Annotated in this window: 23 protein-coding genes and 1 pseudogene; 15 read left to right on the plus strand and 9 right to left on the minus strand. The window is 59.2% G+C overall.

What is annotated here, in order from left to right:
• Positions 1 to 12: 12 nt before the first annotated feature.
• Positions 13 to 1,326 carry an NAD(P)/FAD-dependent oxidoreductase gene (locus tag ACVBEG_RS25035; RefSeq protein WP_322176990.1) on the minus strand — a complete coding sequence of 438 codons (1,314 nt, stop codon included), beginning with the start codon at positions 1,324 to 1,326 and terminating at the stop codon, positions 13 to 15.
• A 149-nt stretch (positions 1,327 to 1,475) separates the two neighbouring features.
• Here ACVBEG_RS25035 and ACVBEG_RS25040 point away from each other — a divergent pair, with 149 nt between their 5' ends.
• Complete coding sequence (locus ACVBEG_RS25040; RefSeq protein ID WP_219063041.1) at positions 1,476 to 1,829, plus strand: YkgJ family cysteine cluster protein; 354 nt, start codon at positions 1,476 to 1,478, stop codon at positions 1,827 to 1,829.
• A gap of 3 nt (positions 1,830 to 1,832) precedes the next feature.
• On the opposite strand, the gene dadR is transcribed toward ACVBEG_RS25040, so the two are convergent.
• Positions 1,833 to 2,321 (minus strand): transcriptional regulator DadR, encoded by a 489-nt coding sequence (dadR, locus tag ACVBEG_RS25045; RefSeq protein ID WP_219063040.1) that lies wholly within the window; start codon positions 2,319 to 2,321, stop codon positions 1,833 to 1,835.
• Positions 2,322 to 2,477: 156 nt separating this feature from the next.
• Here dadR and dadA point away from each other — a divergent pair, with 156 nt between their 5' ends.
• From dadA to ACVBEG_RS25075, 6 genes are all read left to right on the plus strand, one after another.
• Positions 2,478 to 3,779, plus strand: a complete 1,302-nt coding sequence (dadA, locus tag ACVBEG_RS25050) for a D-amino acid dehydrogenase (RefSeq protein WP_219063039.1) — start codon at positions 2,478 to 2,480, stop codon at positions 3,777 to 3,779.
• Positions 3,751 to 4,104 (plus strand): RidA family protein, encoded by a 354-nt coding sequence (locus ACVBEG_RS25055; protein ID WP_219063038.1) that lies wholly within the window; start codon positions 3,751 to 3,753, stop codon positions 4,102 to 4,104. Before dadA ends, ACVBEG_RS25055 begins: the two co-directional genes overlap by 29 nt.
• Before the next feature lie 78 nt (positions 4,105 to 4,182).
• Complete coding sequence (alr, locus tag ACVBEG_RS25060; RefSeq protein ID WP_447108392.1) at positions 4,183 to 5,256, plus strand: alanine racemase; 1,074 nt, start codon at positions 4,183 to 4,185, stop codon at positions 5,254 to 5,256.
• Between the two features lie 160 nt (positions 5,257 to 5,416).
• Positions 5,417 to 5,965 (plus strand): cupin domain-containing protein, encoded by a 549-nt coding sequence (locus ACVBEG_RS25065; protein WP_447108393.1) that lies wholly within the window; start codon positions 5,417 to 5,419, stop codon positions 5,963 to 5,965.
• 189 nt (positions 5,966 to 6,154) lie between these two features.
• The gene (locus ACVBEG_RS25070; RefSeq protein WP_322176988.1) at positions 6,155 to 6,583 is read left to right on the plus strand and encodes a c-type cytochrome; all 429 of its coding nucleotides are present in this window, start codon (positions 6,155 to 6,157) and stop codon (positions 6,581 to 6,583) included.
• A gap of 133 nt (positions 6,584 to 6,716) precedes the next feature.
• The gene (locus ACVBEG_RS25075; RefSeq protein WP_330200921.1) at positions 6,717 to 8,648 is read left to right on the plus strand and encodes an acetyl-CoA hydrolase/transferase C-terminal domain-containing protein; all 1,932 of its coding nucleotides are present in this window, start codon (positions 6,717 to 6,719) and stop codon (positions 8,646 to 8,648) included.
• A 20-nt stretch (positions 8,649 to 8,668) separates the two neighbouring features.
• Here ACVBEG_RS25075 and ACVBEG_RS25080 read toward each other — a convergent pair whose 3' ends face one another.
• Positions 8,669 to 9,241 carry a xanthine phosphoribosyltransferase gene (locus ACVBEG_RS25080; protein WP_219063034.1) on the minus strand — a complete coding sequence of 191 codons (573 nt, stop codon included), beginning with the start codon at positions 9,239 to 9,241 and terminating at the stop codon, positions 8,669 to 8,671.
• Positions 9,242 to 9,285: 44 nt separating this feature from the next.
• Complete coding sequence (gene rep / locus ACVBEG_RS25085) at positions 9,286 to 11,295, minus strand: DNA helicase Rep (protein ID WP_322176986.1); 2,010 nt, start codon at positions 11,293 to 11,295, stop codon at positions 9,286 to 9,288.
• A gap of 203 nt (positions 11,296 to 11,498) precedes the next feature.
• On the opposite strand from rep, the gene ACVBEG_RS25090 reads away from it, so the two are divergent.
• Positions 11,499 to 13,172 carry a putative bifunctional diguanylate cyclase/phosphodiesterase gene (locus ACVBEG_RS25090; RefSeq protein WP_322176985.1) on the plus strand — a complete coding sequence of 558 codons (1,674 nt, stop codon included), beginning with the start codon at positions 11,499 to 11,501 and terminating at the stop codon, positions 13,170 to 13,172.
• Positions 13,173 to 13,190: 18 nt separating this feature from the next.
• Here the strand turns inward: ACVBEG_RS25090 and ACVBEG_RS25095 are convergent, their stop codons facing one another.
• On the minus strand, positions 13,191 to 14,573 hold the full coding sequence (locus tag ACVBEG_RS25095) for a NorM family multidrug efflux MATE transporter (RefSeq protein WP_322278478.1): 1,383 nt from the start codon (positions 14,571 to 14,573) through the stop codon (positions 13,191 to 13,193).
• A 180-nt stretch (positions 14,574 to 14,753) separates the two neighbouring features.
• Here ACVBEG_RS25095 and ACVBEG_RS25100 point away from each other — a divergent pair, with 180 nt between their 5' ends.
• From ACVBEG_RS25100 to ACVBEG_RS25110, 3 genes and pseudogenes are all read left to right on the plus strand, one after another.
• Positions 14,754 to 15,674, plus strand: coding sequence for a LysR substrate-binding domain-containing protein (locus tag ACVBEG_RS25100; RefSeq protein WP_322176984.1), 921 nt, complete (start codon positions 14,754 to 14,756; stop codon positions 15,672 to 15,674).
• 191 nt (positions 15,675 to 15,865) lie between these two features.
• A pseudogene (locus ACVBEG_RS25105) lies at positions 15,866 to 16,987 on the plus strand (Cache 3/Cache 2 fusion domain-containing protein); the annotation flags it as partial.
• Between the two features lie 132 nt (positions 16,988 to 17,119).
• Positions 17,120 to 17,842 (plus strand): methyl-accepting chemotaxis protein, encoded by a 723-nt coding sequence (locus ACVBEG_RS25110; protein ID WP_443691059.1) that lies wholly within the window; start codon positions 17,120 to 17,122, stop codon positions 17,840 to 17,842.
• Between the two features lie 188 nt (positions 17,843 to 18,030).
• Here ACVBEG_RS25110 and ACVBEG_RS25115 read toward each other — a convergent pair whose 3' ends face one another.
• On the minus strand, positions 18,031 to 19,524 hold the full coding sequence (locus tag ACVBEG_RS25115; protein ID WP_322176982.1) for a YifB family Mg chelatase-like AAA ATPase: 1,494 nt from the start codon (positions 19,522 to 19,524) through the stop codon (positions 18,031 to 18,033).
• A gap of 184 nt (positions 19,525 to 19,708) precedes the next feature.
• Positions 19,709 to 19,969 carry an accessory factor UbiK family protein gene (locus tag ACVBEG_RS25120; protein ID WP_322176981.1) on the minus strand — a complete coding sequence of 87 codons (261 nt, stop codon included), beginning with the start codon at positions 19,967 to 19,969 and terminating at the stop codon, positions 19,709 to 19,711.
• 419 nt (positions 19,970 to 20,388) lie between these two features.
• On the opposite strand from ACVBEG_RS25120, the gene glnK reads away from it, so the two are divergent.
• From glnK to ACVBEG_RS25140, 4 genes are all read left to right on the plus strand, one after another.
• The gene (gene glnK / locus ACVBEG_RS25125) at positions 20,389 to 20,727 is read left to right on the plus strand and encodes a P-II family nitrogen regulator (protein ID WP_002555808.1); all 339 of its coding nucleotides are present in this window, start codon (positions 20,389 to 20,391) and stop codon (positions 20,725 to 20,727) included.
• A gap of 34 nt (positions 20,728 to 20,761) precedes the next feature.
• Positions 20,762 to 22,102 (plus strand): ammonium transporter, encoded by a 1,341-nt coding sequence (locus ACVBEG_RS25130; protein ID WP_322176980.1) that lies wholly within the window; start codon positions 20,762 to 20,764, stop codon positions 22,100 to 22,102.
• 178 nt (positions 22,103 to 22,280) lie between these two features.
• On the plus strand, positions 22,281 to 22,706 hold the full coding sequence (locus ACVBEG_RS25135; RefSeq protein WP_322176979.1) for a secondary thiamine-phosphate synthase enzyme YjbQ: 426 nt from the start codon (positions 22,281 to 22,283) through the stop codon (positions 22,704 to 22,706).
• 100 nt (positions 22,707 to 22,806) lie between these two features.
• Positions 22,807 to 23,133: a hypothetical protein gene (locus ACVBEG_RS25140; RefSeq protein ID WP_219063024.1), complete on the plus strand. Its 327-nt coding sequence runs from the start codon at positions 22,807 to 22,809 to the stop codon at positions 23,131 to 23,133.
• Between the two features lie 67 nt (positions 23,134 to 23,200).
• On the opposite strand, the gene ACVBEG_RS25145 is transcribed toward ACVBEG_RS25140, so the two are convergent.
• A complete protein-coding gene (locus ACVBEG_RS25145; protein ID WP_322176978.1) occupies positions 23,201 to 23,893 on the minus strand; it encodes an HAD family hydrolase in 693 nt (230 codons plus the stop codon).
• Entirely contained in the window at positions 23,886 to 24,788 is a 903-nt protein-coding gene (xerC, locus tag ACVBEG_RS25150; protein WP_322176977.1) for a tyrosine recombinase XerC, read from the minus strand. Before xerC ends, ACVBEG_RS25145 begins: the two co-directional genes overlap by 8 nt.

Here is a 24,788-nt window from a genome sequence, read left to right on the forward strand (position 1 = left end):
CAAGCCTGGCGGTCAGCGCAGCGCTTTCAGCCGATGCCAGAGCATGCCCAGCGCCAGCAGCGGGGAGCGCAGGTGTTTGCCGCCAGGGAAGGTCATGTGCGGCACCTTGGCAAACAACTCGAAGCCGCTGCTGTGTTGCCCGCTGATGGCTTCTGCCAACAGCTTGCCGGCCAGGTGCGTGGCATTCACCCCGTGCCCGGAATAGGCTTGGGCGTAAAACACGTTGGGCTGGTCCTTGAGCCTGCCGATCTGCGGCAGGCGGTTGGCACCGATGCCGATCATGCCGCCCCATTGATAGTCGATCCTGGTCCCGGCCAGTTGTGGAAAGACCTCCAGCATTTTCGGCTGCATGTAGGCCGCGATGTCCTGCGGGTCGCGCCCCGAGTAATGACACGCACCGCCGAACAACAGACGTCGGTCTGCGGAAAGCCGGTAATAATCCACCGTCACCCGTTGGTCGCAGACGGCCATGTTCTGTGGCAGCAACTCATGGGCCTGCGCCTCGCTGAGCGACTCGGTGGCGATGATGTAGCTGCCAGCGGGCAGCACTTTGCCGCTGAGTTCCGGGTTCAGATCATTCAGGTAGGCATTGCAGCCCAGCACCAGCGTATTGGCGCGCACCGAACCTTGAGTGGTGTGCACGCGCGCGCGCGGGCCGTACTCGATTCGCGTCACCGCTGAGTGCTCGAAAATCTGTACGCCCAGCGAGCGAGCGGCGGCGGCTTCGCCCAATGCCAGGTTCAGCGGGTGCAGATGGCCCGAGCCCATGTCGATCATGCCGCCGACGTAGCGGTCCGAGCCGACCACACTGTGCATCTCGTTCGCGTGCAGCAGGCGCAGTTCATGGCGATAGCCCAAGCTGCGCAATTCGTCTGCATCTTCGGCTAAGCCGTCGAGATCGCGCGGCTTGTTGGCGAGGTCGCAGTAGCCCCATGTCAGGTCGCAGTCGATCTGGTAGCGGGCGACGCGCTGGCGCACGATTTCCACCGCCTCCAGGCCCATGAGTTTCATCTGGCGCACGCCGTCGCTGCCAATCACGTTGTTGAACTGATCGAGGCCATGGCCGACGCCGCGAATAAGTTGCCCGCCATTGCGCCCGCTGGCACCCCAGCCGATTTTCCGCGCTTCCAGCAACGCCACGCTCAAGCCACGTTCTGCCAGTTCGATGGCCGTGTTCAGCCCGGAAAAGCCACCGCCGACTACGCACACATCGACGCTCAACTCGCCTGCCAGCGGCGGATGATCCGGTTGCGGATGGCTGCTGGCGGCGTAATAGGAAGCGGCATGCTGGTCGTTGGCGAGCGGTTGCTGAACGCGAGCGTTCATGAGGTTTATCCTGGTTTTTGTGTTTTGAAAATGTCATGCAGCATAGACGTGAGCTGCGCCGCCCAGCAAGGTTCGGTCGGGCGGCGCTGTCACCCGGGGCTCAAGTGAGGCAAAATTACGCCCTAGTCTTTCTTTCGGTAAACGCCTCGATGAGCTGCAACAGCCAGAAAATCCGCTTTCTTCGGCAGCAGATCCCGTCTTTCGAGTGCGTGCCCGGCTGCCACGACTGCTGCGGTCCGGTCACCACCTCATCTGAAGAGATGGCGCGCTTGCCGCGCAAAACCGCCGCAGAGCAAGAGGCGGCGATGGATGAGCTGAACTGTGTGCACCTGGGGCCAAATGGCTGCACGGTGTATGAAGAGCGTCCGCTGATCTGCCGGTTGTTCGGCACCACTCCGACCCTGCCATGCCCCAATGGCCGTCGGCCGGTCGAGATGATCCATCCCAAGGCGGAAAAGCAGATCCACGAATACATCGCGACTACGCGACAGGTGTTGGTGTAGAGGTCACTCCGGAATCGGCAAATTCAAACTCTCTTTCACTTCTTCCATGACGATGTAGCTCTTGGATTCGCGCACATGCGGCAGTTTGAGCAGGATATCGCCGAGTAGTTTGCGGTACGAAGCCATCTCTGAAATCCGCGCTTTCACCAGGTAATCGAAGTCACCGGACACTAGGTGGCACTCCAGCACGTGCGGCAGTTTGAGCACGGCGCGGCGGAACTCTTCGAAGGTGTCGCCGGACTTGTAGTCCAGGCTGATCTCGACGAACACCAGCAGGCTGGCCTTGAGGCTTTGCGGATTGAGTCGGGCGTTGTAGCCCATGATGATCCCTTCGCGCTCAAGCCTGCGGACCCTCTCAGTACAGGGCGTAGTCGACAATCCCACCCTTTCTCCCAGCTCGGTAAATGAGATCCGCCCGTCCGCCTGAAGGATGCGCAGGATGTTGCGGTCAATCTTGTCCAACTCACGTTTTGACTGGTGCTGGGTGCGCATGGGTAAACCCCCTCTACTAAAGCCATTTTTGCCGAGAATTCTCGCCAAATATAGGTGTTTATATAGTGAAAAGCACTGGTCATTGCTTTTTATACTGCGCATATCTTGGCTCTGTACAACAAACGTCAGCGGATATCCGCGATTGAGGGATTTAACATGCGAGTTCTGGTCCTTGGCAGTGGCGTGATCGGTACGGCCAGCGCCTATTATCTGGCCCGAGCTGGATTCGAGGTGACCGTGGTCGACCGTCAACCTGCGGCCGCGATGGAAACCAGTTTCGCCAACGCCGGCCAGGTTTCGCCAGGCTATGCATCGCCATGGGCCGCGCCTGGCGTCCCGCTCAAGGCGATCAAATGGTTGTTGCAGCGTCATGCCCCTTTGGCGATCAAAGCCACCGCAGACATTGATCAGTACCTGTGGATGGCGCAAATGCTGCGTAACTGCACGGCCAGCCGGTATGCGGTGAACAAAGAGCGCATGGTGCGTTTGTCCGAGTACAGCCGCGATTGCCTCGATGAGTTGCGTGCCGAAACCGGTATCGCGTACGAAGGCCGCAGCTTGGGCACCACTCAATTGTTCCGTACTCAGGAACAATTGGATAATGCCGCCAAGGACATCGCTGTTCTGCAGCAGTCTGGCGTGCCTTACGAACTGCTTGATCGCGCGGGCATCGCCCGGGTCGAGCCGGCGTTGGCCAACGTGACTAATATTTTGGCCGGTGCGTTGCGTCTGCCGAACGACCAGACGGGCGATTGCCAGTTGTTCACCACCCGCCTGGCGGAAATGGCGGTCAAGTTGGGCGTCGAGTTCCGTTTCGGTCAGTCCATCGAGCGCCTCGACTACGCAGGTGATCGCATCAATGGCGTGTGGATCGACGGCAAGCTGGAAACCGCTGATCGCTACGTGCTGGCGCTGGGTAGCTATTCACCGCAGTTGCTCAAGCCGTTGGGCATTCGCGCACCGATCTACCCACTCAAGGGTTACTCCCTGACTGTGCCAATCACCAATCCGGCCATGGCCCCGACGTCGACTATTCTCGACGAGACCTACAAGGTCGCCATTACCCGTTTCGACAACCGCATTCGTGTGGGCGGTATGGCCGAGATCGCCGGGTTCGACTTATCGCTCAATCCACGTCGGCGCGAAACACTGGAGATGATCGTCGGCGACCTTTATCCTCAGGGCGGTGATTTGACGGAGGCCACTTTCTGGACCGGCCTGCGCCCAACCACACCGGACGGCACCCCGATTGTCGGCGCCACGCCATTCCGCAACCTGTTCCTGAATACCGGTCACGGCACACTTGGCTGGACAATGGCGTGCGGTTCAGGCCGTTTGCTGGCCGACTTGATGGCCTTTAAAACACCACAGATCAGTGCCGAAGGCCTTGATATTTCTCGCTACGGTAAAACCCAGGAGATCGTAAAACATGGCAATCCTGCGCCAGCTCACCAATGATCGTATGAGTCAGCTCGTTGTCCACAACAGCACCGTGTACCTGTCCGGGCAAGTGGGTGATGACATGGCTGCCGGGATCGAGCAGCAAACCCGGGAGACGCTGGCCAACATCGAGCGTCTGCTGGACTTGGCCGGTACCGACAAGACCCGGATTCTGTCGGTGACCATCTACCTGAAAGACATCGACGCGGATTTCGCCGGCATGAACAGCGTCTGGGATAAATGGCTGCCAAAAGGCGTTGCTCCAGCCCGGGCAACGGTCGAGTCGAAGCTGTGCGAACCGGAAATCCTGGTTGAGCTGTCGGTCGTTGCGGCATTGCCTTAATCTGCAAGAACCTTCGCCTGATGCCTGTTAATGGGTGTCGGGCTTTTTTATTCTCATAACGCCTAGAAGCCTGCCGCCATGCGTCCTGCCCGCGCCTTGATCGATCTCCAAGCCCTGCGTCACAACTACCAATTGGCCCGTGAAACCGCTGGCGCCAAAGCGCTTGCGGTCGTCAAGGCCGATGCCTACGGTCATGGGGCGGTGCGGTGCGCGCAAGCTCTGGAAGCCGAGGCCGACGGGTTCGCCGTGGCCTGCATCGAAGAAGCGCTGGAACTCCGTGAGGCGGGGATTGGCGGGCCGATTTTGCTGCTTGAAGGTTTTTTCGAGGCGAGCGAGCTGGCACTGATCGTCGAGCATGACCTCTGGTTCGTGGTGCATTCGCTTTGGCAACTCGACGCCATCGAGCAAGCGAGCATCAGCAAGCCGCTGAACGTCTGGCTCAAGCTGGACTCGGGCATGCACCGTGTCGGCTTGCACCCCGCCGATTACCACGCGGCTTACAAGCGCCTGTTGAGCAGCGGAAAAGTGGCAAAAATCGTCTTGATGAGCCATTTTGCCCGCGCTGATGAATTGGATTGCTCGCGGAGTGACGAGCAGGTGGCGGTCTTCAACGCGGCCCGTCAGGGATTGTCCGCAGAGGTCAGTTTGCGCAACTCTCCTGCGGTCATGGGCTGGCCGAAGGTCCCTAGTGACTGGGTCCGCCCCGGCATCATGCTATACGGCGCCACGCCTTTTGATCAGCCACAGAGCGTGGCTGAGCGCTTGCAGCCGGTGATGACACTGGAGTCGAAAGTAATTTGCGTGCGCGAGTTGCCGGCGGGCGAACCGATTGGGTATGGCGGTGGTTTCATCACGGATCGCTCGATGCGTGTCGGAGTGGTGGCCATGGGGTACGCCGATGGTTATCCCCGTCAGGCACCCACCGGCACTCCGGTCTCGATTGACGGCCAGACGAGCCGGTTGCTGGGTCGGGTGTCGATGGACATGCTGTGCGTGGACTTGACCGATTTGCCACGCGCCGGGCTGGGTAGCCAGGTCGAGTTATGGGGCAAAAACGTGCTGGCCAGCGATGTTGCCGCGCACGCCGGTACAATCCCTTATCAGATATTTTGTAACCTGCGCCGCGTGCCAAGGCTCTATTCCGGAGTCTGACAGACGGCTGTCGGCAGCTGTCGGCAGAATTGCAGCCTCCATGAATAAGCCGCTAGTCCTTTTGCGAACACGTTACGGGTCGAAGTGTTGTAAATACTGAACGCTGTTGCCATCATACCGTTCATAACGACCATAACTGATCAATAGGAGGACTCCCGCATTGGACGTCGGTGAACGACTGCAATCCATTCGAAAGCTTAAAGGTCTCTCCCAGCGTGAACTCGCCAAGCGAGCGGGCGTGACCAACAGCACCATTTCCATGATCGAGAAAAACAGCGTCAGCCCCTCGATCAGTTCCCTGAGAAAGGTGCTCGGCGGTATTCCGATGTCCATGGTTGAGTTCTTTTCGGAAGAGTTGGAGCAAGAAAATCTGACTCAAGTGGTTTATAAAGCCAGTGAGTTGATCGACATTTCGGACGGCGCCGTCACCATGAAGCTGGTCGGTAAGGCCCATCCAGGCCGGGCGATCACATTTCTCAATGAGATCTATCCTCCGGGTTCCGATACCGGGGATGCAATGCTCATTCACGAAGGCGAAGAAACCGGAACGCTGCTCGAAGGTCGGCTGGAACTGGTGGTTGGCGTTGAGACGTTCATCCTCGAAGCCGGCGACAGTTACTACTTTGAGAGTACCAAGCCACACCGTTTTCGTAATCCGTTCGATGTGCCTGCGCGGCTGATCAGCGCGGCAACACCCGCGAATTTTTGATTGCATGCTTCATTTACAGGCGCCGCGTCTCAGAAATGAGAGCACAAGGTGCCTATTTGCAGGGCCTGACAGCTGGTAAATACCCCTGCGACTATAGGGTTGTTTCAGAGTGGCGGGCTAACCGGTATACTTCCGCCCGCCCGCAAAACCGTGGCCGCGGGCGTGACTAGCCACCATGAGGGTGTACGCGTGAACCTAATTAATAAAATGCTGGCAGTTCAAGCTGCCGTATTGGTCTTTTGGGCTGTCGGTGCTCAGGCCACGACAAGTGACGATCTGGCCAAGCGGCTTGATCCAGTGGGTCAAGTATGTGTGCAGGGTAAAGAGTGCGCCGGTATGGACGTCGCAGCTTCGGCTGGCGGCGCGGGTGGTGCCAAATCCGCTGATGAGATCATCGCAGGCCATTGCAATGCATGTCACGGCACCGGTTTGCTGGGTTCGCCGAAAATCGGTGACGCGGCTGACTGGGGCAACCGTGCCAAAACGCAGGGCGGTCTTGAAGGCATTCTTGCTAAAGCCATCACCGGGATCAACTCGATGCCGCCAAAAGGCACTTGCGCAGATTGCTCTGATGCAGAGCTGAAAAGCGCGATTCAGAAAATGTCCGGTCTGAAGTAATTCAGCCTGTGACAAAAACAGCCGACTTCGTGTCGGCTTTTTTGTGGGCGAATGATTCGAAGTCCTGTCCTTTGCAGCAAACACCCGGCAAGCTCGGTCCAACCTGAAATCAAGGATGTGCCAGGAGGGTGAGATGACGCAGTCGTGTTCCATTGAACAAGCAGTCGATCAAGTACTGGCGCAGTTGCCTGCGCACATTCACATGGGCCTGCAGCTGGGGCTGGGCAAGCCCAACCGCTTCGTTAACGCGTTGTATGCGCGGGTCAAAGGCCTGCCGCAACGACAGCTGACGATCTACACCGCCCTCTGTCTCGGGCGCCCGCCGCTGGGTGAGGGTTTGCAGGCGCGTTTTCTTGAGCCCTTCGTCGCACGGGTGTTCGGTGATTACCCCGAACTGGATTTCCTTGAGGACCTGCGGCGCGACAGCCTGCCGCCGAATATTCGTGTCGAGCAGTTCTTTATGCAGCCCGGCAGCCTGCTCAACAGCCACGCGGCGCAGCAGGATTATGTCAGCAGTAATTACAGTCATGCTGCGCGTGACATCAACGCCAATGGCCTTAATCTGGTGGCGCAGTTGATCGCTCATGATCCGCAACGTCCGGGTCGCGTGAGCCTGAGTTGCAACTCGGACATCACTCTTGATTTGCTGCCGATGATCGCCAAACGCCGTGCGGCCGGTGAAACAATCCTGTTGCTCGGCCAGATCCATGCAGACTTGCCATACATGCTCGGCGACTCGGAGCTCAGTACTGACGTCTTTGATCTGATGCTCGACGAGGAAGAACACAGCACCCTGTTCTCTACCCCGAACATGCCGGTCGGGTTTCAGGACCATTTCATTGGCCTGCACGCCAGTACCCTAGTGCGCGACGGCGGCACCTTGCAAATCGGCATTGGCTCGATGGGCGATGCGCTGACAGCGGCGCTTTTGGCGCGGCAAGCGGATAACGCCACTTACCGCGCGCTGCTCGCGGATCTGGACGCGACCACGTCTTGGCAGGCGTTGATCGAGCGCGAAGGCGGGGTGCAGCCGTTTGCTCAGGGGCTGTACGGTTGCAGCGAAATGTTCGTGAACGGTTTATTGGTGCTGGTGGACGCCGGCATCGTGCGGCGTAAGGTTTACTCCGACGCGGCCCTGCAACGGCAGGCCAACGATGGCACGCTCGACGAGTCGGCCCATGCCGAAGGCGTCGTGGTCCACGCGGGTTTTTTCCTGGGGCCTCGCAGCTTTTATCAACGCTTGCGCGAGTTTTCACTGGCTCAGCGTGAGCGCTTCAACATGACCGCCATCAGCTACATCAACGAGCTGTACGGCAATGAAGAGCTCAAGCGCTTGCAACGGCGCGACGCACGATTCATCAACAGCGCGTTTAAAGTGACGCTGATGGGCGCCGCTGTGGCCGATCAACTGGAAGACGGCCGAGTGTTGAGTGGGGTGGGCGGCCAATACAATTTTGTTGCTCAGGCGCATGCACTGGAAGGTGCTCGTTCACTGTTGATGCTGCGCAGCTGGCGTGAATCGGGCGGGGAGGTCAGTTCCAATATCGTTTGGGAGTACGGTCACGTCACGATTCCGAGGCACCTGCGGGACATTATTGTCACTGAATACGGGATTGCCGATCTGCGTGGCAAAACCGACGCCAAGGTGATCGAGGCGCTGCTGAATATCAGTGACTCACGCTTCCAGGAAGGCTTGATCGAGCAGGCGCAAAAGATCGGCAAATTGCCCCGCGACTTCCGCCTCGATCCGCGCTTTAGCGAAAACACCCCCGAACGTTTGCAGGCGTTGCAAGCGCGTTATGTGCAGTTGTTCCCGGAGTATCCGCTGGGTTGTGATTTCAGCGTGGAAGAGCGGGACCTGCTGCGAGCCTTGAACTGGCTGAAAAGCAAACTCAAGCTCACCGAGATTCTGCAATTGGGCAAAGCCACCCTCGACGCACCGGAGCCGACAGCCTTCCCGGCGCAGCTTGAACGCATGCGGCTTTTGCAGCCGCAGGGGCTGCTTGAAGAGCTGTATCAGCGGTTGGTGCTGGCCGGGTTGCAGGCGACTGCTCCCAGCGCCTGAAGCACCGCCTTCGCCAACAATCAATCGAGAAAAGTCACCACCCCACCCTCCAGCGATTTCACCCGGGCGAGGGATTCGACGCGATAGCCCTGAGCGTCGAGTTCGGCACGCCCGCCCTGGAATGATTTCTCGATCACAATGCCCAGCCCTGCAACACTGGCACCGGCTTGTTTAATGATCGAAATTAGCGCCTGCGAGGCCCTGCCGTTGGCCAAAAAATCATCAATGATCAGGACGCGGTCGCTGCTGGTCAGGTGCCGAGGCGAAATGGCGACGGTGCTTTCGACTTGCTTGGTGAACGAATACACGGTCGCCGACAGCAGGTTTTCGGTCAGGGTCAGCGATTGGTGTTTGCGCGCAAAGATCACCGGCACGCCCAGTTTCAGGCCGGTCATGATCGCGGGGGCAATGCCCGAGGCCTCGATGGTGACGATCTTGGTGATGCCCGAGTCTGCGAACAGCGTGGCGAATTCGTTGCCAATCAGCTGCATCAAGGCCGGGTCGATCTGGTGATTAAGAAACGCGTCGACCTTTAACACCTGGTCGGAAAGGACGATGCCCTCTTCGCGAATTTTCTTGTGCAGTGCTTCCACGGTGATTCCTCGGGCAGCGCACATGTGCGCAATAAATAATCAATTCAGCGTTTGAGCATGGCCCGAATATCGGCCAGTGCCGTGTTACCGCGAACGGCTTTCACTTCTACCGGTGTGTCGTCGTTGCCTTCCCAGGCGAGGTCGTCCGGCGGCAGTTCATCGAGAAAGCGGCTGGGTGCGCAATCGATGATCTCGCCATATTGCTTGCGCTTGGCGGCAAAGGTGAAGGCCAGTGTTTCCCGCGCGCGGGTAATCCCGACATACGCCAGGCGGCGCTCTTCCTCGATCGTGTCGGCTTCGATACTGGAGCGGTGCGGGAGGATTTCTTCCTCCATTCCCATGATGAACACATAGGGGAATTCCAGGCCTTTGGAGGCATGCAGGGTCATCATTTGCACGCCTTCGGCGCCGTCTTCTTCTTCCTGCTGACGCTCGAGCATGTCGCGCAAGACCAGCTTGCCGATGGCTTCTTCGATGGTCATTTTGCCGTCGTCGTCTTTCTCCAGCGTGTTCTTCAGCGCTTCGATCAAGAACCAGACGTTCGCCATCCGGTAGTCGGCGGCTTTTTCACTGGAGCTGTTCTGTCGCAGCCAGTTTTCGTAGTCGATGTCCATGACCATGCTGCGTAGCGCGGCGATGGGGTCGTTTTGCGAGCATTGCTGGCGCACGCCATCCATCCAGCGTTTGAAGCGTTGCAGGCGGTCGGTGTAACGGCTGTCCAGATGCTCGCCCAGGCCGATTTCATCGGTGGCGGCGTACATCGATATCTTGCGCTCGGTGGAGTAATTGCCGAGCTTTTCCAGGGTGGTCGAGCCTATTTCACGACGCGGCACGTTGATCACGCGCAAGAAGGCGTTGTCGTCGTCCGGGTTCACCAGCAGGCGGAAGTAGGCCATCAGGTCTTTCACTTCCTGACGGCCGAAGAAGCTATTGCCACCCGACAGGCGGTAGGGGATCTGGTGGTGTTGCAGCTTCAGCTCGATCAGCTTGGCCTGATAGTTACCGCGATAGAGAATCGCGAAGTCACTGTAGGGCCGGTCGGTGCGCAAGTGCAGGGTGAGGAGTTCCACCGCGACGCGTTCGGCTTCGGCGTCTTCGTTGCGGCAGCGGATGACACGGACTTCATCGCCGTGACCCATATCACTCCACAGCTGCTTTTCGAAGGCGTGGGGGTTGTTCGAGATCAGCACGTTGGCGCAGCGCAGGATACGGCTGGTGGAGCGATAGTTCTGCTCGAGCATCACCACTTTGAGCGACGGATAGTCATCCTTGAGCAGCATCAGGTTTTCCGGGCGCGCACCACGCCAGGCATAGATCGACTGGTCATCGTCGCCCACCACGGTGAACTGATTGCGCATACCGATCAGCAACTTTACCAGCAGGTATTGACTGGCGTTGGTGTCCTGATATTCATCCACCAACAGGTAGCGAACCTTGTTTTGCCACTTCTCCAGGATGTCGGCATGTTCCTGGAACAGCTTCACGGGCATCAGGATCAAATCGTCGAAATCCACCGCGTTGTAGGCTTTGAGCGTGCGCTGGTAGTGGGTATAGACAATGGCGGCGGTCTGTTCCTTGGGGTTGCGCGCGTTTTCCAGGGCCTCGGGCGGCAGGATCAGGTCGTTTTTCCACGAGCCGATCATGTTTTTGATTTCGTCGACGCCGTCATCGCCCGAATATTCTTTTTGCATGATGTCGGTCATCAGGGCTTTCACGTCGGTCTCGTCGAAAATCGAGAACCCTGGTTTATAGCCCAGCCGCGCATGTTCCTTGCGGATGATGTTCAGGCCCAGGTTGTGGAAGGTCGACACCGTCAAGCCACGCCCCTCGCCACCCTTGAGCAGGGTGCCTACGCGCTCTTTCATTTCCCGCGCGGCCTTGTTGGTAAAGGTCATGGCGACGATATGTTGCGCGCGAAAGCCGCAGTTCTGGATCAGGTGCGCGATCTTGCGGGTGATCACGCTGGTCTTGCCGGAGCCAGCACCGGCGAGCACCAAAAGAGGGCCGCCGACGTAGTTCACGGCTTCTTGTTGCCGAGGATTGAGTCGGGACATGACAGAAAAAGGGTCGCTTGCGAAATGGGTGGGCATTTTAACAGGCTCACGCATTTGTGCGGTCATCGTCCGACACTGTGACGTAGCACGCGATCTAAATTTGCCGGTTTTGTTACTTTCCCGCAGGATGCGCAGTGGATTACGCCAGATGTCTGAAGTAGAGCGGAACCACCAACGATTTTTTTTGCGAGTAGGGAGCTAGTTTGTCTACGCCTGTCGAACCCTTGCGTTTGTTGCTCCTGGCCCAAAAGCCGGAATGGCTGGCGTTATTGCGTGAGTGTCTGGCTCCTCTGGGAGACGCGGCCGCGCTGGTCTGTGCGCCGAGTTGGGGCGATGTCGGCAGCCTGTTCGACGACGCGCGAAATGCCGTTCTGCTGACGACGCCTGAGCTCCAGCCAGCGCCCGGGCGCTGTAAGTTGCCGGTGGTGATGCTGCTTGAGCACGAACCGCTCGAACCGCCGATTGGCGTCAGCGATTGGCTGGTGCTCGCCACGTTGAGCATTGATGCGCTACGCCGTTGCCTGCGCCATGTGCGCGAGCGCGGCGTGCTGGAAAACACTCTGCAACGTCTGGCCGAGCAAGACCCGCTAACCGGCATCGCCAACCGCCAGGGCTTCCAGACCTTATTGGCGACACGCTTGGCTGAAAACGAAGGCCGTGGACTGGCGCTCGGGCACCTGGATCTCGACAACTTCCGTCACGCCAACGACGCGCTGGGCCATCAGGCTGGCGACCGATTGATCTTGCAAGTGGTCTCGCGGCTCAAGAGCCAGTTGGAAGCAGGCGATCAACTGGCGCGGCTGGGCAGTGACGAGTTCGCGTTGTTGATCGACATCCGCCGTGCGCCGCAGCGTGCCGAATGGATGGCCGAACGCATTACCGAAGCCTTGGCCGAGCCCTATTGGGTCGATGGTGAAAGCTTGCTGATAGGCTGCAGCCTGGGGATTTCCTATGCCCGGGCCGGTGCCGGTGCCGATCCGTTGATGTGGCACGCTCATATCGCGATGCAGCAGGCCAAGGGCACTCAGGGCTGCACCTTTCATGTTTTTAACGAACGCATCAACCGCAATGCCCGTAGCCTGGCCGATCTGGAAAGCGAACTGCGCCGGGCCTTGCGTCGCGATGAGCTGGAACTGCATTACCAGCCACGCCTATCATTGAGCGACGGGCGTATCGTTGGCCTCGAAGCCCTGGTGCGCTGGCGCCACGCCGAGCGTGGGTTGCTGCCACCCAGCGAGTTTGTACCCTTGGCCGAGCAAAGCGGTTTGATCGTGCCTTTGGGTTACTGGGTCATTTCCCGCGCCCTGCGCGACATGCAGGCGCTGCGTGAACTCGGGCTGCCGGCACTGCACATGGCGGTCAACCTGTCGTTCCGCCAGTTTCAGGACAGTCAGTTGCTGTCGACCCTGAGCCGCTTGATCGCCGAGCGGGGCGTCGATGCCCGTTGGCTGGAATTCGAACTGACCGAAACCGCCGTCATGCGCCGCAGCGATCTGGTCAAACAGACGATGGATGCGTTGGGTCGGCTAGGTGTGCGTTTTTCGCTGGACGATTTTGGCACCGGCTTCTCGTCGTTCGTGCACCTCAACAGCCTGCCGATTGCCTTGCTCAAGGTCGACAAAAGCTTTGTCGGCGGCATGGAGTTGCGCGAAGAAAATCGCAAGCTGGTGCATGCCATGATCAACCTGGCGCACAACCTCAGCCTGGAAGTGGTCGCCGAAGGTGTGGAAACCCCGGAACAACTGGCGCTGTTGCGTGGTTTTGGTTGCGATCAAATTCAGGGTTACCTGATCAGCAAGCCGTTGCCATTCACGGAGTTGATTGAGTACCTGACGTATGGACAGCGCCATAACGTGGGGCAGGCGCACGTTCAGTAGACATACCTGATTCGGCCCTCAACTCATGACCGACGCAAGCACTGGCGCCTGACGCAGCAAGCGTGACGTCTTCCTTTCGAATGCCACTGTCAGTGCCAGCGCTGCACAGGCCAGCCCCAGAGCTAACCCCCACCAGACCCCCATCGCGCCGCCCTGTGCATAAAAACCGAAAGCCCAGGCCGCAGGCGCGCCGACCAGCCAATAACAGGCGAGGCCGATGACAAACGTGGTCCTGGCGTCCTTGAACCCCCTGATGGCGCCCATGGCCAGCGTCTGCGTGCCGTCGAACAGTTCGAACCACGCGGCGATCGCCAACAGTTTCACGGCTAGATCGATCACGTCGCGGTAGGCCGGATTGTCGAGGTCGAGAAACAGGCTGACGACTTGATACGGTGCCAGCCAGAACAGCAGCGCGAAACCGAGCATGATCAACGCCCCGAAGGCAATGCCGACGCGTCCGGCCAGTCGCGCCTGGAGCAGATTGCCCGCGCCGTAGTGTTGGCCGATGCGCATGGTCATCGCGTAGGAAATCCCCACGGGCACCATGAACGCCATCGACACCGACTGTAGGGCGATCTGGTGTGCGGCCATCTGCGTACTGCCCATCGCGCCCATGCAGAACGCTGCGAAGGTGAACAGGCCAACCTCGACCGCGTAGGTACCGCCAATCGGCAAGCCGAGGCGCCACAGCTCTTGCAAATAAGTCAGCGAGGGGCGCATCAGGCCCTGGCGAATGGGATAGGGCGCATAGGCTGGGTGTTGGCGGATATGCAGGGCCAGGAGCAGCGCCATGCCATTGGCAACCACCGCCGTGACCAGACCGATGCCCATCAGGCCCAGATGCGGCAGGCCAAACAGGCCATGGATGAGTGCATAGTTAAGCCCGAAGTTCACCGCCACGCCGCCCAGACTGATCACCATCACAGGGCCGGCCCGCCCCAACGCGCTGGTGAAGCCCCGCAAGGCCATAAAGGACAGAAAGCCGGGCAGGGCCAAGGGCAGGGTGATCAGGAATTGCCCGGCCATGTGCACGTTCGCCTCATTCTGGCCAAGCTTGAGCAAAACGGGCTCAAGGTTCCACAGCACCAAGGCCGCGATTAGTGCCATGCCCCACGCCAGCCAGAGTCCCGCCTGAGTCAGCCGCGTGGCGCCTACGTTGTCACCTGCACCGTGACGGATCGAAACCAGGGTGCCGACGGCAGCGATAACGCCTACGCAGAAGAACGAAATCAGGTTGTAGCTGGCCGCGCCCAGCCCGCCACCGGCCAAGGCATCGGGTCCCAGGCGACCCATCATTACGGTGTCAGTGAACACCATGAGCATATGCGCCATTTGCGAGGCGATCAGCGGTCCGGCCAAGCGCAGGATGGTCCTTAGCTCTTTGATCCAGGGTGCTTGGATGGCGACGGATTGCATAGGCGTGGCGCTCGGCTTACAGGGCTTTGTGAGCAACTGATTCTCGGCATTTCTCACGGCGGGCACAAAGGGATAAATCCGATGATTGGCATGAGTAAAACTCATCTGAATCGAGCGTAGTCGTTGGGGGTAAAGTAGCGCAACTATTGCGTAGGAATGTTGTGTATGTCCCGTAGTCTTCCTCCCCTTTATGCGCTACGCGCATTTGAAGCCGCTGCCCGACACAGCTCGTTCACCCGCGCTGCCGAGGAGCTGTCGATCACCCAAAGTGCCGTCAGCCGCCACATCCGCACGCTTGAAGATCACTTTGCCTGTCGTTTATTTCAGCGCAATGGCCGCAACCTGCAATTGACCGAGGCGGCGCGCCTGCTACTGCCGGGAGTGCGTGAAGGTTTTTCGGCGTTGGAGCGTGCGTGCAGCATCTTGCGTGCAGAGGAAGGCATTTTGCGCATGAAGGCACCCTCGACCCTGACCATGCGCTGGTTGCTGGCGCGCCTGAGCCGGTTTCGCCATCTTCAGGTTGGTAATGAAGTGCAATTGACCAGCGCCTGGATGGATGTCGACAGTGTGGATTTCACTCAGGAGCCGTTTGACTGCGCGGTGTTGCTCAGCCGTGGGCATTTTCCGCCGGATTGGGAAGCCACCTACCTGTTCCCTGAGCTGCTGATCCCTGTGGGTGCATCGACGTTGCTCCAGGACCCGCCCTGGGATGTCGCGCGGTTGGCCAGTGCCGAACTGTTGCACCCGACCCCCGACCGTCGCGATTGGCGCAACTGGCTACAGCGGATGGGCCTGTCGGAGCAGATCTCGCTCAAGGGCGGCCAGGTGTTCGACACTCTGGAGCTTGGCATGATCGCGGCTGCGCGGGGCTATGGCGTGTCCATGGGGGACTTGTTGATGGTCGCCGAGGACGTCGCGCAAGGGCGTTTAAGCTTGCCTTGGCGCACCGCCGTGGCCAGCGGCGAAAACTATTATCTGGTGTGGCCAAAGACCCGGCCAGGCGGCGAACGTCTGCGCAGGCTCAGCGAGTTTCTTCAAGGCGAGGTGTGCGCAATGGATTTGCCAAAGGTTGAGATACTGACGTGAAAACAGCTCTGGCACAGGCTTTTGAGCGGCTATTCGTCAGTATCCCCGAGTGCAGAGCTCAAGTATTGTTCACGTCGGCCGAATCCGTATAAGTCGGACTTTTAAAAAAGGTTCAACGGACCCCCATTTTTGAATTTTGCTGAGCAAGGCATCGAAATCAAAACGATGCCGCTGTTCGGCCAGGAGCTTCCATGTCTGAACCCCGTGCTCGTATCGCCTCGCAGTTGGGTCTCGCCCTGGCGGTAATTCTGGCCGTGGTCATCAGCAGCAGTACCGTATTCGCGTTGCGCTCGCTGGACGCCGCGAATCTCGCGATTCGTGAAGAACACATGGCCAGCGAAGCACGTTTGCTGGCCGATCAACTGAATACGTTTCACAGCACTCTGCGTGAAAGCACCCAGCGCTTGAGTGGGTTGTTCGAGAAACGGTTTAGCGGTGGCCTGAGCCTGCAGGCAGACAACCCCGTGACGGTTGCGGGCGTGCAGGCACCAAGCCTGTTGTTGGGGGACCACGTCCTGAATAACGACTTCACCGAGGTCGACAACTTCAAGCAAATGACGGCCGGCGTGGCGACGATTTTCGTGCGTAGCGGCGATGATTTTATTCGTGTGAGTACGTCGCTGAGCAAGCAAGATGGCTCGCGGGCCATCGGCACCTTGCTGGATCGCAAGAGCCCGGCCTATGACCGACTGATGGCAGGTCAGGAGTACGTCGGCCGGGCGCTGTTGTTCGAGCATTACTACATGACTCAGTACAGCCCGGTGCGTGACAGCAGTGGCAAAATCATTGCCGCCTTGTTCGTCGGCTTTGACTACACCGGCGCGCAAAATACCCAATTCGAGAACCTGAAGAATTTCCGCATCGGCACGACGGGTTCTCTGGCCCTGCTGGATGAGCAGAATCACTGGCTGGTGGCGCCTGCCGGGGTCAAGGCGCTGGATCAGGCAACGCAAACGTTGGCCGACTTCGTCAAGCGCCCAGGCACAGGTCATTTCTGGAATGACGGCGCGCAAGATTTCTATACCGTCGCCGTGGCCTTTGCGGGCGGCCCGTGGGCAGTGTTTGCGAGCATGCCAAAAACCGAAATCAGCGCCGTGACCTGGAGCGTCGGCACACAATTGGCAATCGGCAGCTTGCTGGCCATGCTGATCGCGGTCGGCGCGGCGATCTGGCTGTTACGCCGCAAGTTGCAACCACTGTCGGATCTGGTTCGTCAGGCTGAAGCCCTGGGCGCGGGCGACCTGAGCGCGCGTCTGAATGTTTCCAGTCACGATGAAATCGGTCAATTGGCGCGCAGCTTCAATCAGATGGGTGAAGCCTTGTCGAACATGGTCGCGCACATCCGCAGCGCGGCACAGGAAGTCAGTGGCCGCGCTCAGACGCTGTCCGGCTTGTCAGGGGGGGCCTACGAAGGCATGGAGCAGCAGTCCGGGGAGATCACCAGCATGGCTGGCGCCGTGGAAGAGTTCAGCGCCACCTCATTGAACATCGCCGACAACATGGGCAGCACCGAGCGCCTGGCGCAGGAGAACGCTCAGCAGACCCGCATTGGCCGCACCTCAATGGATGAAGCCTCGGCATCTCTTGAGCAGATCGCGTCCTCGCTCAAAGGCACGGCCACGGTGATTGACACCTTGGGCCAGCGCTCTCAGGAAATCGGCGGGATCGTCGGCGTCATCACCTCGATTGCCGAGCAGACCAACCTGCTGGCTCTCAACGCCGCGATTGAAGCTGCCCGTGCCGGCGAACAAGGCCGTGGTTTCGCGGTGGTAGCGGATGAGGTGCGTAATCTGGCCTTGCGCACCCGTCAGGCGACCGACCAGATTTCAGGCATGATCGTGAGCATTCAGCAAGAAACCGGAAACGCGATCAGCACCATGGAACAGGGCAACGCGCTCATGCAAGAAGGCCTTTCACTCAACGCAAAAGTCGCAGCCGCCCTGACCCAGATCGACGAAAAAAGCCGCTCCGCAGGCGAACAATTCGCTGCCATCACCACCGCCACCCAAGAACAAAGCAGCACCGCTACCTTGCTTAGCAGCAACCTGCAGAGCATCGCCATGGCCAACAGCGAGCAGCGCGAAGTCGTCTCCCACCTGGCTATCACCGCGAAAGAACTGGACGAACTGGCAGCGGATTTGCGCAAAGAGGTCAATCGGTTTCGGTGATACAAGGTTTGCGTTCACCGAAAACCTCTTTTAGATACGCTGCTGCCGATCAAGCTTTTGTGAAGTGTTTCTCGCTAAAAAGCTTGGCCGCGTAATCGACTGTGCACTGGTCGTGAAAAGGGTTGGCCTCACAAGCCCCTGAGGGCTGTGCCGGCCTTTTCGCGGCTCTTATTCTGCGTGTGACCCCATCAATTACTCGACGGCCGATACTGCAACGCCTCGGCCAGATGGCTGCGCCCAATCGCATCGACCTGTTCCAGATCAGCCAGCGTTCTTGCCACTTTCAACAAGCGGTGTGCGGCCCTGAGTGACAGGGTCAAACGCTCGCAGGCGGTTTCCAGCCAGTTTTCGTCGGCGCTGGACAGCGAGCAGTGTTTGCGCAGGCCCGGTAGGTCGAGAAAGGCGTTGGCGCAGCCTTGGCGCCGTTGTTGCCGCTCGCGGGCCTGGGCCACGAGGGCGGCGGCGCTGGCGGTGTCGTCGCCGGTTTGCGGGGTGGGGTTGAGTGCCGTGGCTTCGCGGGCTACGGTCAGGTGCAGGTCGATGCGATCCAGCAGCGGGCCGGAAAGCTTGTTGCGGTAGCGCTGAATCTGCTCGGTGGAACAACGACAGCGACCGCTGGGCTCGCCCAGATAGCCGCAAGGGCAGGGGTTCATCGCGGCCACCAACTGAAAGCGCGCCGGGAAGCGTACCCGGTCGCGGGCTCTGGCAATGACGATGTGCCCGGACTCCAGTGGCTCACGCAGCACCTCCAGCACTTTGCGATCAAACTCGGGCAGCTCATCGAGAAACAGCACGCCATGGTGGGCAAGGGTGATTTCGCCGGGTTGCGGACGACTGCCGCCACCCACCAGCGCGGCACCTGAGGCGGAATGGTGGGGCTGCCGAAAGGGTCGCTGTGGCCAACTGGTCAGAGGACTCTGGCTGGCGACCGACTGAATTGCGGCGACCTCCAGGGCTTCATGTTCATCCAGTGGCGGCAACAGGCCTGGCAGACGACTGGCAAGGAGCGTCTTGCCGGTGCCGGGAGGCCCACTGAAAAGCAGATTGTGCGCGCCCGCCGCCGCCACCAGCAATGCGCGTTTGGCGGCGGTCTGGCCTTGCACCTCGCTCAAGTCTGGATAGGGTTTGCTCAGGTGCAGCAGGCCGCTGGATTCGTAGGGGACAATCGGGGCCCGGCCATTGAAGTGCGCCACCAGCTCCAGCAGATGATTGACTGCAATCACCCGCAACCCGGACGCCAGACACGCCTCTTCGGCATTGGCCGCGGGCACGATCAACGTATGGCCCTCGGCACGAGCAGCCAGTGCGGCAGGCAAGACGCCCTGTATCGGCCTTATAGCGCCCGAGAGCGCCAATTCACCCAGGCATTCGACATCCTGTAACGCGTGAGCAGGCAGTTGCCCACTGGCGGCGAGCAAACCCAGGGCAATCGCCAGATCGAAACGCCCACCGTCTTTGGGCAGGTCGGCTGGCGCGAGGTTGAGGGTAATTCTGCGGGCAGGGTATTCGAGGCCGGAATTGAGGATGGCACTGCGGACCCGATCCTTGCTTTCCCTGACTGCGCCTTCAGGCAAGCCCACCAGCGTCAGCGCGGGAAGCCCGTTGGCCAGATGGCACTCGACAGTGACGGCTGGCGCTTCCACACCCACCTGAGCGCGACTGAGCACGATGGCGAGAGACATGATCATTCCTTGATGTCTGAAGAACCGCATCCTGCGGGAATTCGGGGGGAAGCTGGGGCGAGGAATCGATACAGGGTGTGAATGGATAGCCCTGTATGGGAGCAATCGGGACGCGTAGTTTTTTTCGCGAATGAATTCGCTCCCACCGGGATTGGACGGTGAGCGTCCAGAAGTCGCGCGGTTGTTACTCTGCCGGTGGCGTCAGTTTCGCTTCCATCTCGGTCACTTTGGCTTCCAGCGCTTCAAGGCGGGCACGGGTGCGGGCGAGGACGGTCATCTGGCTGTCGAACTCTTCGCGGCTCACTAAATCAAGCTTGCTGAAGCCGCTTTGCAGCAGGGCTTTGAACTGGGTTTCGAATTCGTTGCGCGGGACAGGCGTTTCGCCGTTGAACAAGCGAGAGGCGTGGCCACTCAGGGCGTCGAGGAAGGCTTTGGGCGCGAGCATGGTCAGAGTTCCGGAAACAGATGGGCGGCAGTATATCACGCAGCATCTATAGTCAATTCAGATCGCCCCTTCTGCACGCTTTTCGCGCATGGGGACGGGCGCATGCGCACTGTTGTTGTGCGTCCTGATCACCGCAATCGGTGGCTGGGAAAGTGATTGTTGGCCAAGGCCCTGTATTCAATGAGAATTCACGAGATGGCAAGCTTTCTGCTTAGTGGCATATGACCCATGCACTGATGCAGTCGCTGTGACGATTGCAGTGCGGCAGGCGAAGCGGGGAAGTGTTTCGTCAGAAGCGGTTTTCTGGGGTTGATCGGGGCTGTTAAGGCGACCGACACGTTACAAAGCCAGGCACTGCGCTTAGACTTGAGTCGGGTTTGTTTTCCTGGGGCAAGTCCACCAATTCGGGAGAAAGTTTCATGAAGCTAGTCACTGCCATCATCAAGCCGTTTAAATTGGATGACGTGCGCGAGTCACTGTCGGAGATCGGCGTGCAGGGCATCACCGTCACTGAAGTCAAAGGCTTCGGTCGGCAAAAGGGTCACACCGAGCTGTATCGCGGGGCGGAATACGTAGTCGACTTCCTGCCCAAGGTGAAAATCGATGTTGCGATCGATGACAAGGATCTTGATCGAGTGATCGAGGCAATAACCAAGGCTGCCAACACCGGCAAAATCGGTGACGGCAAGATCTTCGTGGTCAATCTGGAACAGGCCATTCGCATCCGTACCGGCGAAACCGATACCGACGCAATCTAAGCCGCCAACCCCAACGCCCCAGGAGTAAAACAATATGACTCTGCGTCAATTCGCAGGGCTAGGAGCCCTGTTGTCCCTTGTAATCCCTGGTCTGGCCATGGCGGCAGACCCAGTGGCTGCGCCTGTCCTCAATTCCGGCGACACTTCCTGGATGATGACCTCGACGGCGTTGGTGCTGTTCATGACCATTCCCGGCCTGGCGCTGTTCTACGGCGGTATGGTTCGGTCGAAAAACATTCTTTCTGTAATGATGCAGTGCTTCGCGATTACCGGTCTGATCAGTATTCTGTGGGTCATCTACGGCTACAGCATTGCATTCGATACGACGGGGATGGAGGTGGGCGTCGTCAACTTCAATTCCATCTTCGGCAGCCTGGGCAAGGCATTCCTCGCTGGCGTGACGCCATCGAGCATCACTGGCCCGGCAGCGCTGTTCCCTGAAGCGGTGTTCGTCATCTACCAGATGACCTTCGCCATCATCACCCCGGCGTTGATCGTCGGAGCATTCGCTGAACGGATGAAATTCTCCGCCATGCTGGTCTTCATGGGTATCTGGTTCACGCTGGTCTATGCGCCAATCGCGCACATGGTCTGGAGTGGTCCGGGCGCACTGTTGGGTGATTGGGGCGTTCTCGACTTCGCTGGCGGCACCGTGGTTCACATCAACGCCGGTGTAGCGGGCCTGGTTGCCTGTCTGGTACTGGGCAAACGTAAAGGCTTTCCGACCACCCCAATGGCTCCGCACAATCTGGGTTACACCCTGATCGGCGCGGCAATGCTTTGGGTAGGTTGGTTCGGCTTCAACGCCGGCTCCGCTGCTGCGGCCAACGGCACTGCCGGTATGGCAATGCTCGTGACCCAGATTGCGACCGCTGCTGCCGCACTGGGCTGGATGTTCGCTGAATGGCTGACCCACGGTAAGCCAAGTGCTCTGGGCATCGCTTCGGGTGTAGTTGCCGGTCTGGTTGCCATTACCCCTGCCGCCGGTACTGTTGGGCCAATGGGCTCCCTGGTGATCGGCCTGGCTGCTGGCGTGGTCTGCTTTTTCTGCGCTACAACCCTGAAACGCAAGCTGGGCTATGACGACTCCCTGGACGCTTTCGGTGTGCACGGTATCGGCGGTATCCTCGGCGCGATCCTGACCGGTGTATTCGCTGCACCTTCGATGGGTGGCTTCAATGCGGCAACCACCGACATTGCGGCACAGGTCTGGATCCAGTGCAAAGGCGTAGGCTTCACGATCATCTACACCGCGATTGTGACCTACGTCATTCTCAAGGTCCTGGACATGGTCATGGGTCTGCGTGTGACTGACGAGGAAGAAGCTGTCGGCCTCGACCTTGCGCTGCACAACGAACGTGGCTACAACCTGTAAGTCGACACACAAAAATTGCCCGGGCGACCGGGCATTTTTTTGTCTGAAGTTTGTCGATACACACAGGATAGAGAGGGTTATTTGCTTTTGGGCGGCGGCTTACACAAAAGGTGGTCTATTACGCGCTTTGTTTTTTCTTCCAGCGCGTTAGAATGCGCGCCGAAGCGTGGAGAACTGTATGTGGCAACAGACGCTGATTACTCTGCGAGCAAAGCCTCGCGGGTTTCATCTGGTAACCGACGAGATACTGGCAGGCCTGCCTGAGCTGCGCACTTGTCGGATCGGTCTATTGCATCTGTGGCTACAGCATACCTCGGCCTCGTTGACCATCAACGAGAATGCCGACCCGGCTGTGCGTCGTGATTTCGAGCGTTTTTTCAATCGTCTGGTGCCCCAGGGTATGGACGTATATGAACATGACGACGAAGGCCCCGATGACCTGCCGGCGCACTTCAAGGCCAGTTTGCTTGGCTGCCAGTTGAGTTTGCCGGTCACGGCGGGGCGATTGGCGCTGGGCACCTGGCAAGGTGTTTATCTGGGTGAGCATCGTGACGTTAGCGGTGCTCGCAGAGTCCTCGCCACCTTGTACGGTGATGAGGCATGACCACTGATTTTCAGCGGTCGTTGATTTTTTTCCGGCAGCCTTCGACAGTGGGCGTAGCTGGGCTATAACTAATCTGCTTTCGCAAGTCATGAGGTAGAACATGAGCGACGATGACAACGATGAAATGGTAGACGATCTGGAAGGTGAAGAGGACGGTGAGGAGCTCGCTGCTGCTGCCGAAGACGATGGCGCCGACGCTGATGACAGCATCGAAGCCTCGGTCACTCCCACCAAGGGTAAAGCCAAGGCCGCTGTCTCGGTGGATGAACTGCCGAGCGTAGAAGCCAAGAACAAAGAGCGCGACGCTCTGGCCCGTGCGATGGAAGAGTTCCTCTCCAAAGGCGGCAAGGTTGTCGAGGTGGAGCCCAACGTCGTTGCCGATCCGCCGAAGAAGCCTGACAACAAGTACGGTAGCCGACCTATCTAAACGGTCGTTTATCGAACAAAAAAAAGCCCGCTGTCGCCGCGGGCTTTTTCTTGTCTGAAAATTGCTCTCAGCCCCAACTCGCCAACAATTCCGGCAATTGCATCAGGCTTTGAATCTCGGCGTCAGGCTGCCTGTCGGCTTCCCAAGCTTTGCCTGTGGGATTGAACCAGATGGCGCGAAACCCAACCTGCTGCGCCCCTGCGATATCGTCGCCGGGGTGGTCGCCGATGTGCACGGCTGCGCTGGCATCGACCTTGCCGCGCTTCAGCGCTTCAAGGAACGGGGCCGGGTCGGGTTTGCCGATGCCCAGCTCTTCGGCACACAGGGCGAACGCGAAATAATCAGCCAACCCCAGGCGGCGGATGTCGGCATTGCCGTTAGTCACAACCCCCAGGGTGTAGGTTTTGGCGAGAATTTCCAGCGTCGGCTGAGCCTCGGGGAATATCTCGATTTGATGCCGTGCGTGCAGGAAGACTTCGAAGCTTTTGTCGGCCAATTCCTGCGCGTGGGCATGTGCGTAGCCAGCATCCTCCAGCGCATGAAACAGCACGCGTCGACGCAGCGCGCTGATTCGGTGCTTGAGCGTGGGGTCGGCCTCGACCAGTCGTGCGCGTATGGCCCACAGATGCTCCACCGGCACCGGGCCGAGATTCGGCGCGTGTTCGGCCAGCCAGTCACGCAGCACGGCTTCGGCGCTGACAATCACCGGCGCGGTGTCCCACAGGGTGTCATCGAGGTCGAAGGTAATCAGTTTAATCATGATCGGTGCCCTTGCTGCGTTTGGCCCTGGGATGGGCGCTGTCGTAAACCGTGGCCAGATGCTGGAAGTCCAGATGCGTATAGATCTGCGTGGTGGTGATGTCGGCGTGGCCGAGCAGTTCCTGCACCGCGCGTAGATCCTGTGAAGACTCGAGCAAGTGGCTGGCAAACGAATGGCGAAGCATGTGTGGATGCAGATTTTGCCCCAGTTCGCGTTCGCCCGCCGCTTTCACGCGTAGCTGAATTGCCCGGGGACCCAGGCGACGCCCTTGCTGGCCGATGAATACCGCATCGTCCTCCGGATTGGCCAGTGCGCGCAACGGCAACCATATTTCCAGGGCTTCACGAGCCTTCTTGCCCACTGGCAAAACGCGGGTCTTGCTGCCTTTGCCGAGTACTTGAATCAATCCGTCACTCAAATCGAGTTGTTCGAGATTGAGCCCGGTCAGTTCCGACAGGCGCAGGCCCGACGAGTAGAACAGTTCCAGGATCGCTTGATCGCGACGAGCCAGAAAGTCGTCCTCGACCGCGCCGTCGAGCAATTGCAGGGCGCGATCGGCATCAAGGGTCTTCGGCAGGCGGCGCTCGCCCTTGGGTGGCGACAAACCGTTGGCTGGATCGTGATCGCACAGGCCTTCGCGGTTCAAGTAACGGTATAGGCCGCGAACCGCTGACAACAGGCGCGCCAGGCTGCGCGAAGACTGGCCTTGCTGATGCAGACGGGCGATCAGGCTGCGCAGGTGCTGAATATCCAGCGCCGACCAACTGCTTAGCTGCTGTTTTTCGCAAAACGCGAGGACTTTGCCCAGGTCACGGCGGTAGGCTTCCAAGGTATGGGAGGACACTTGGCGCTCACTGCGCAGGTGCGTGCAGTAAGCGTCAAGTTGACTTTCCAT

Source organism: Pseudomonas sp. GG8, from assembly GCF_052976945.1.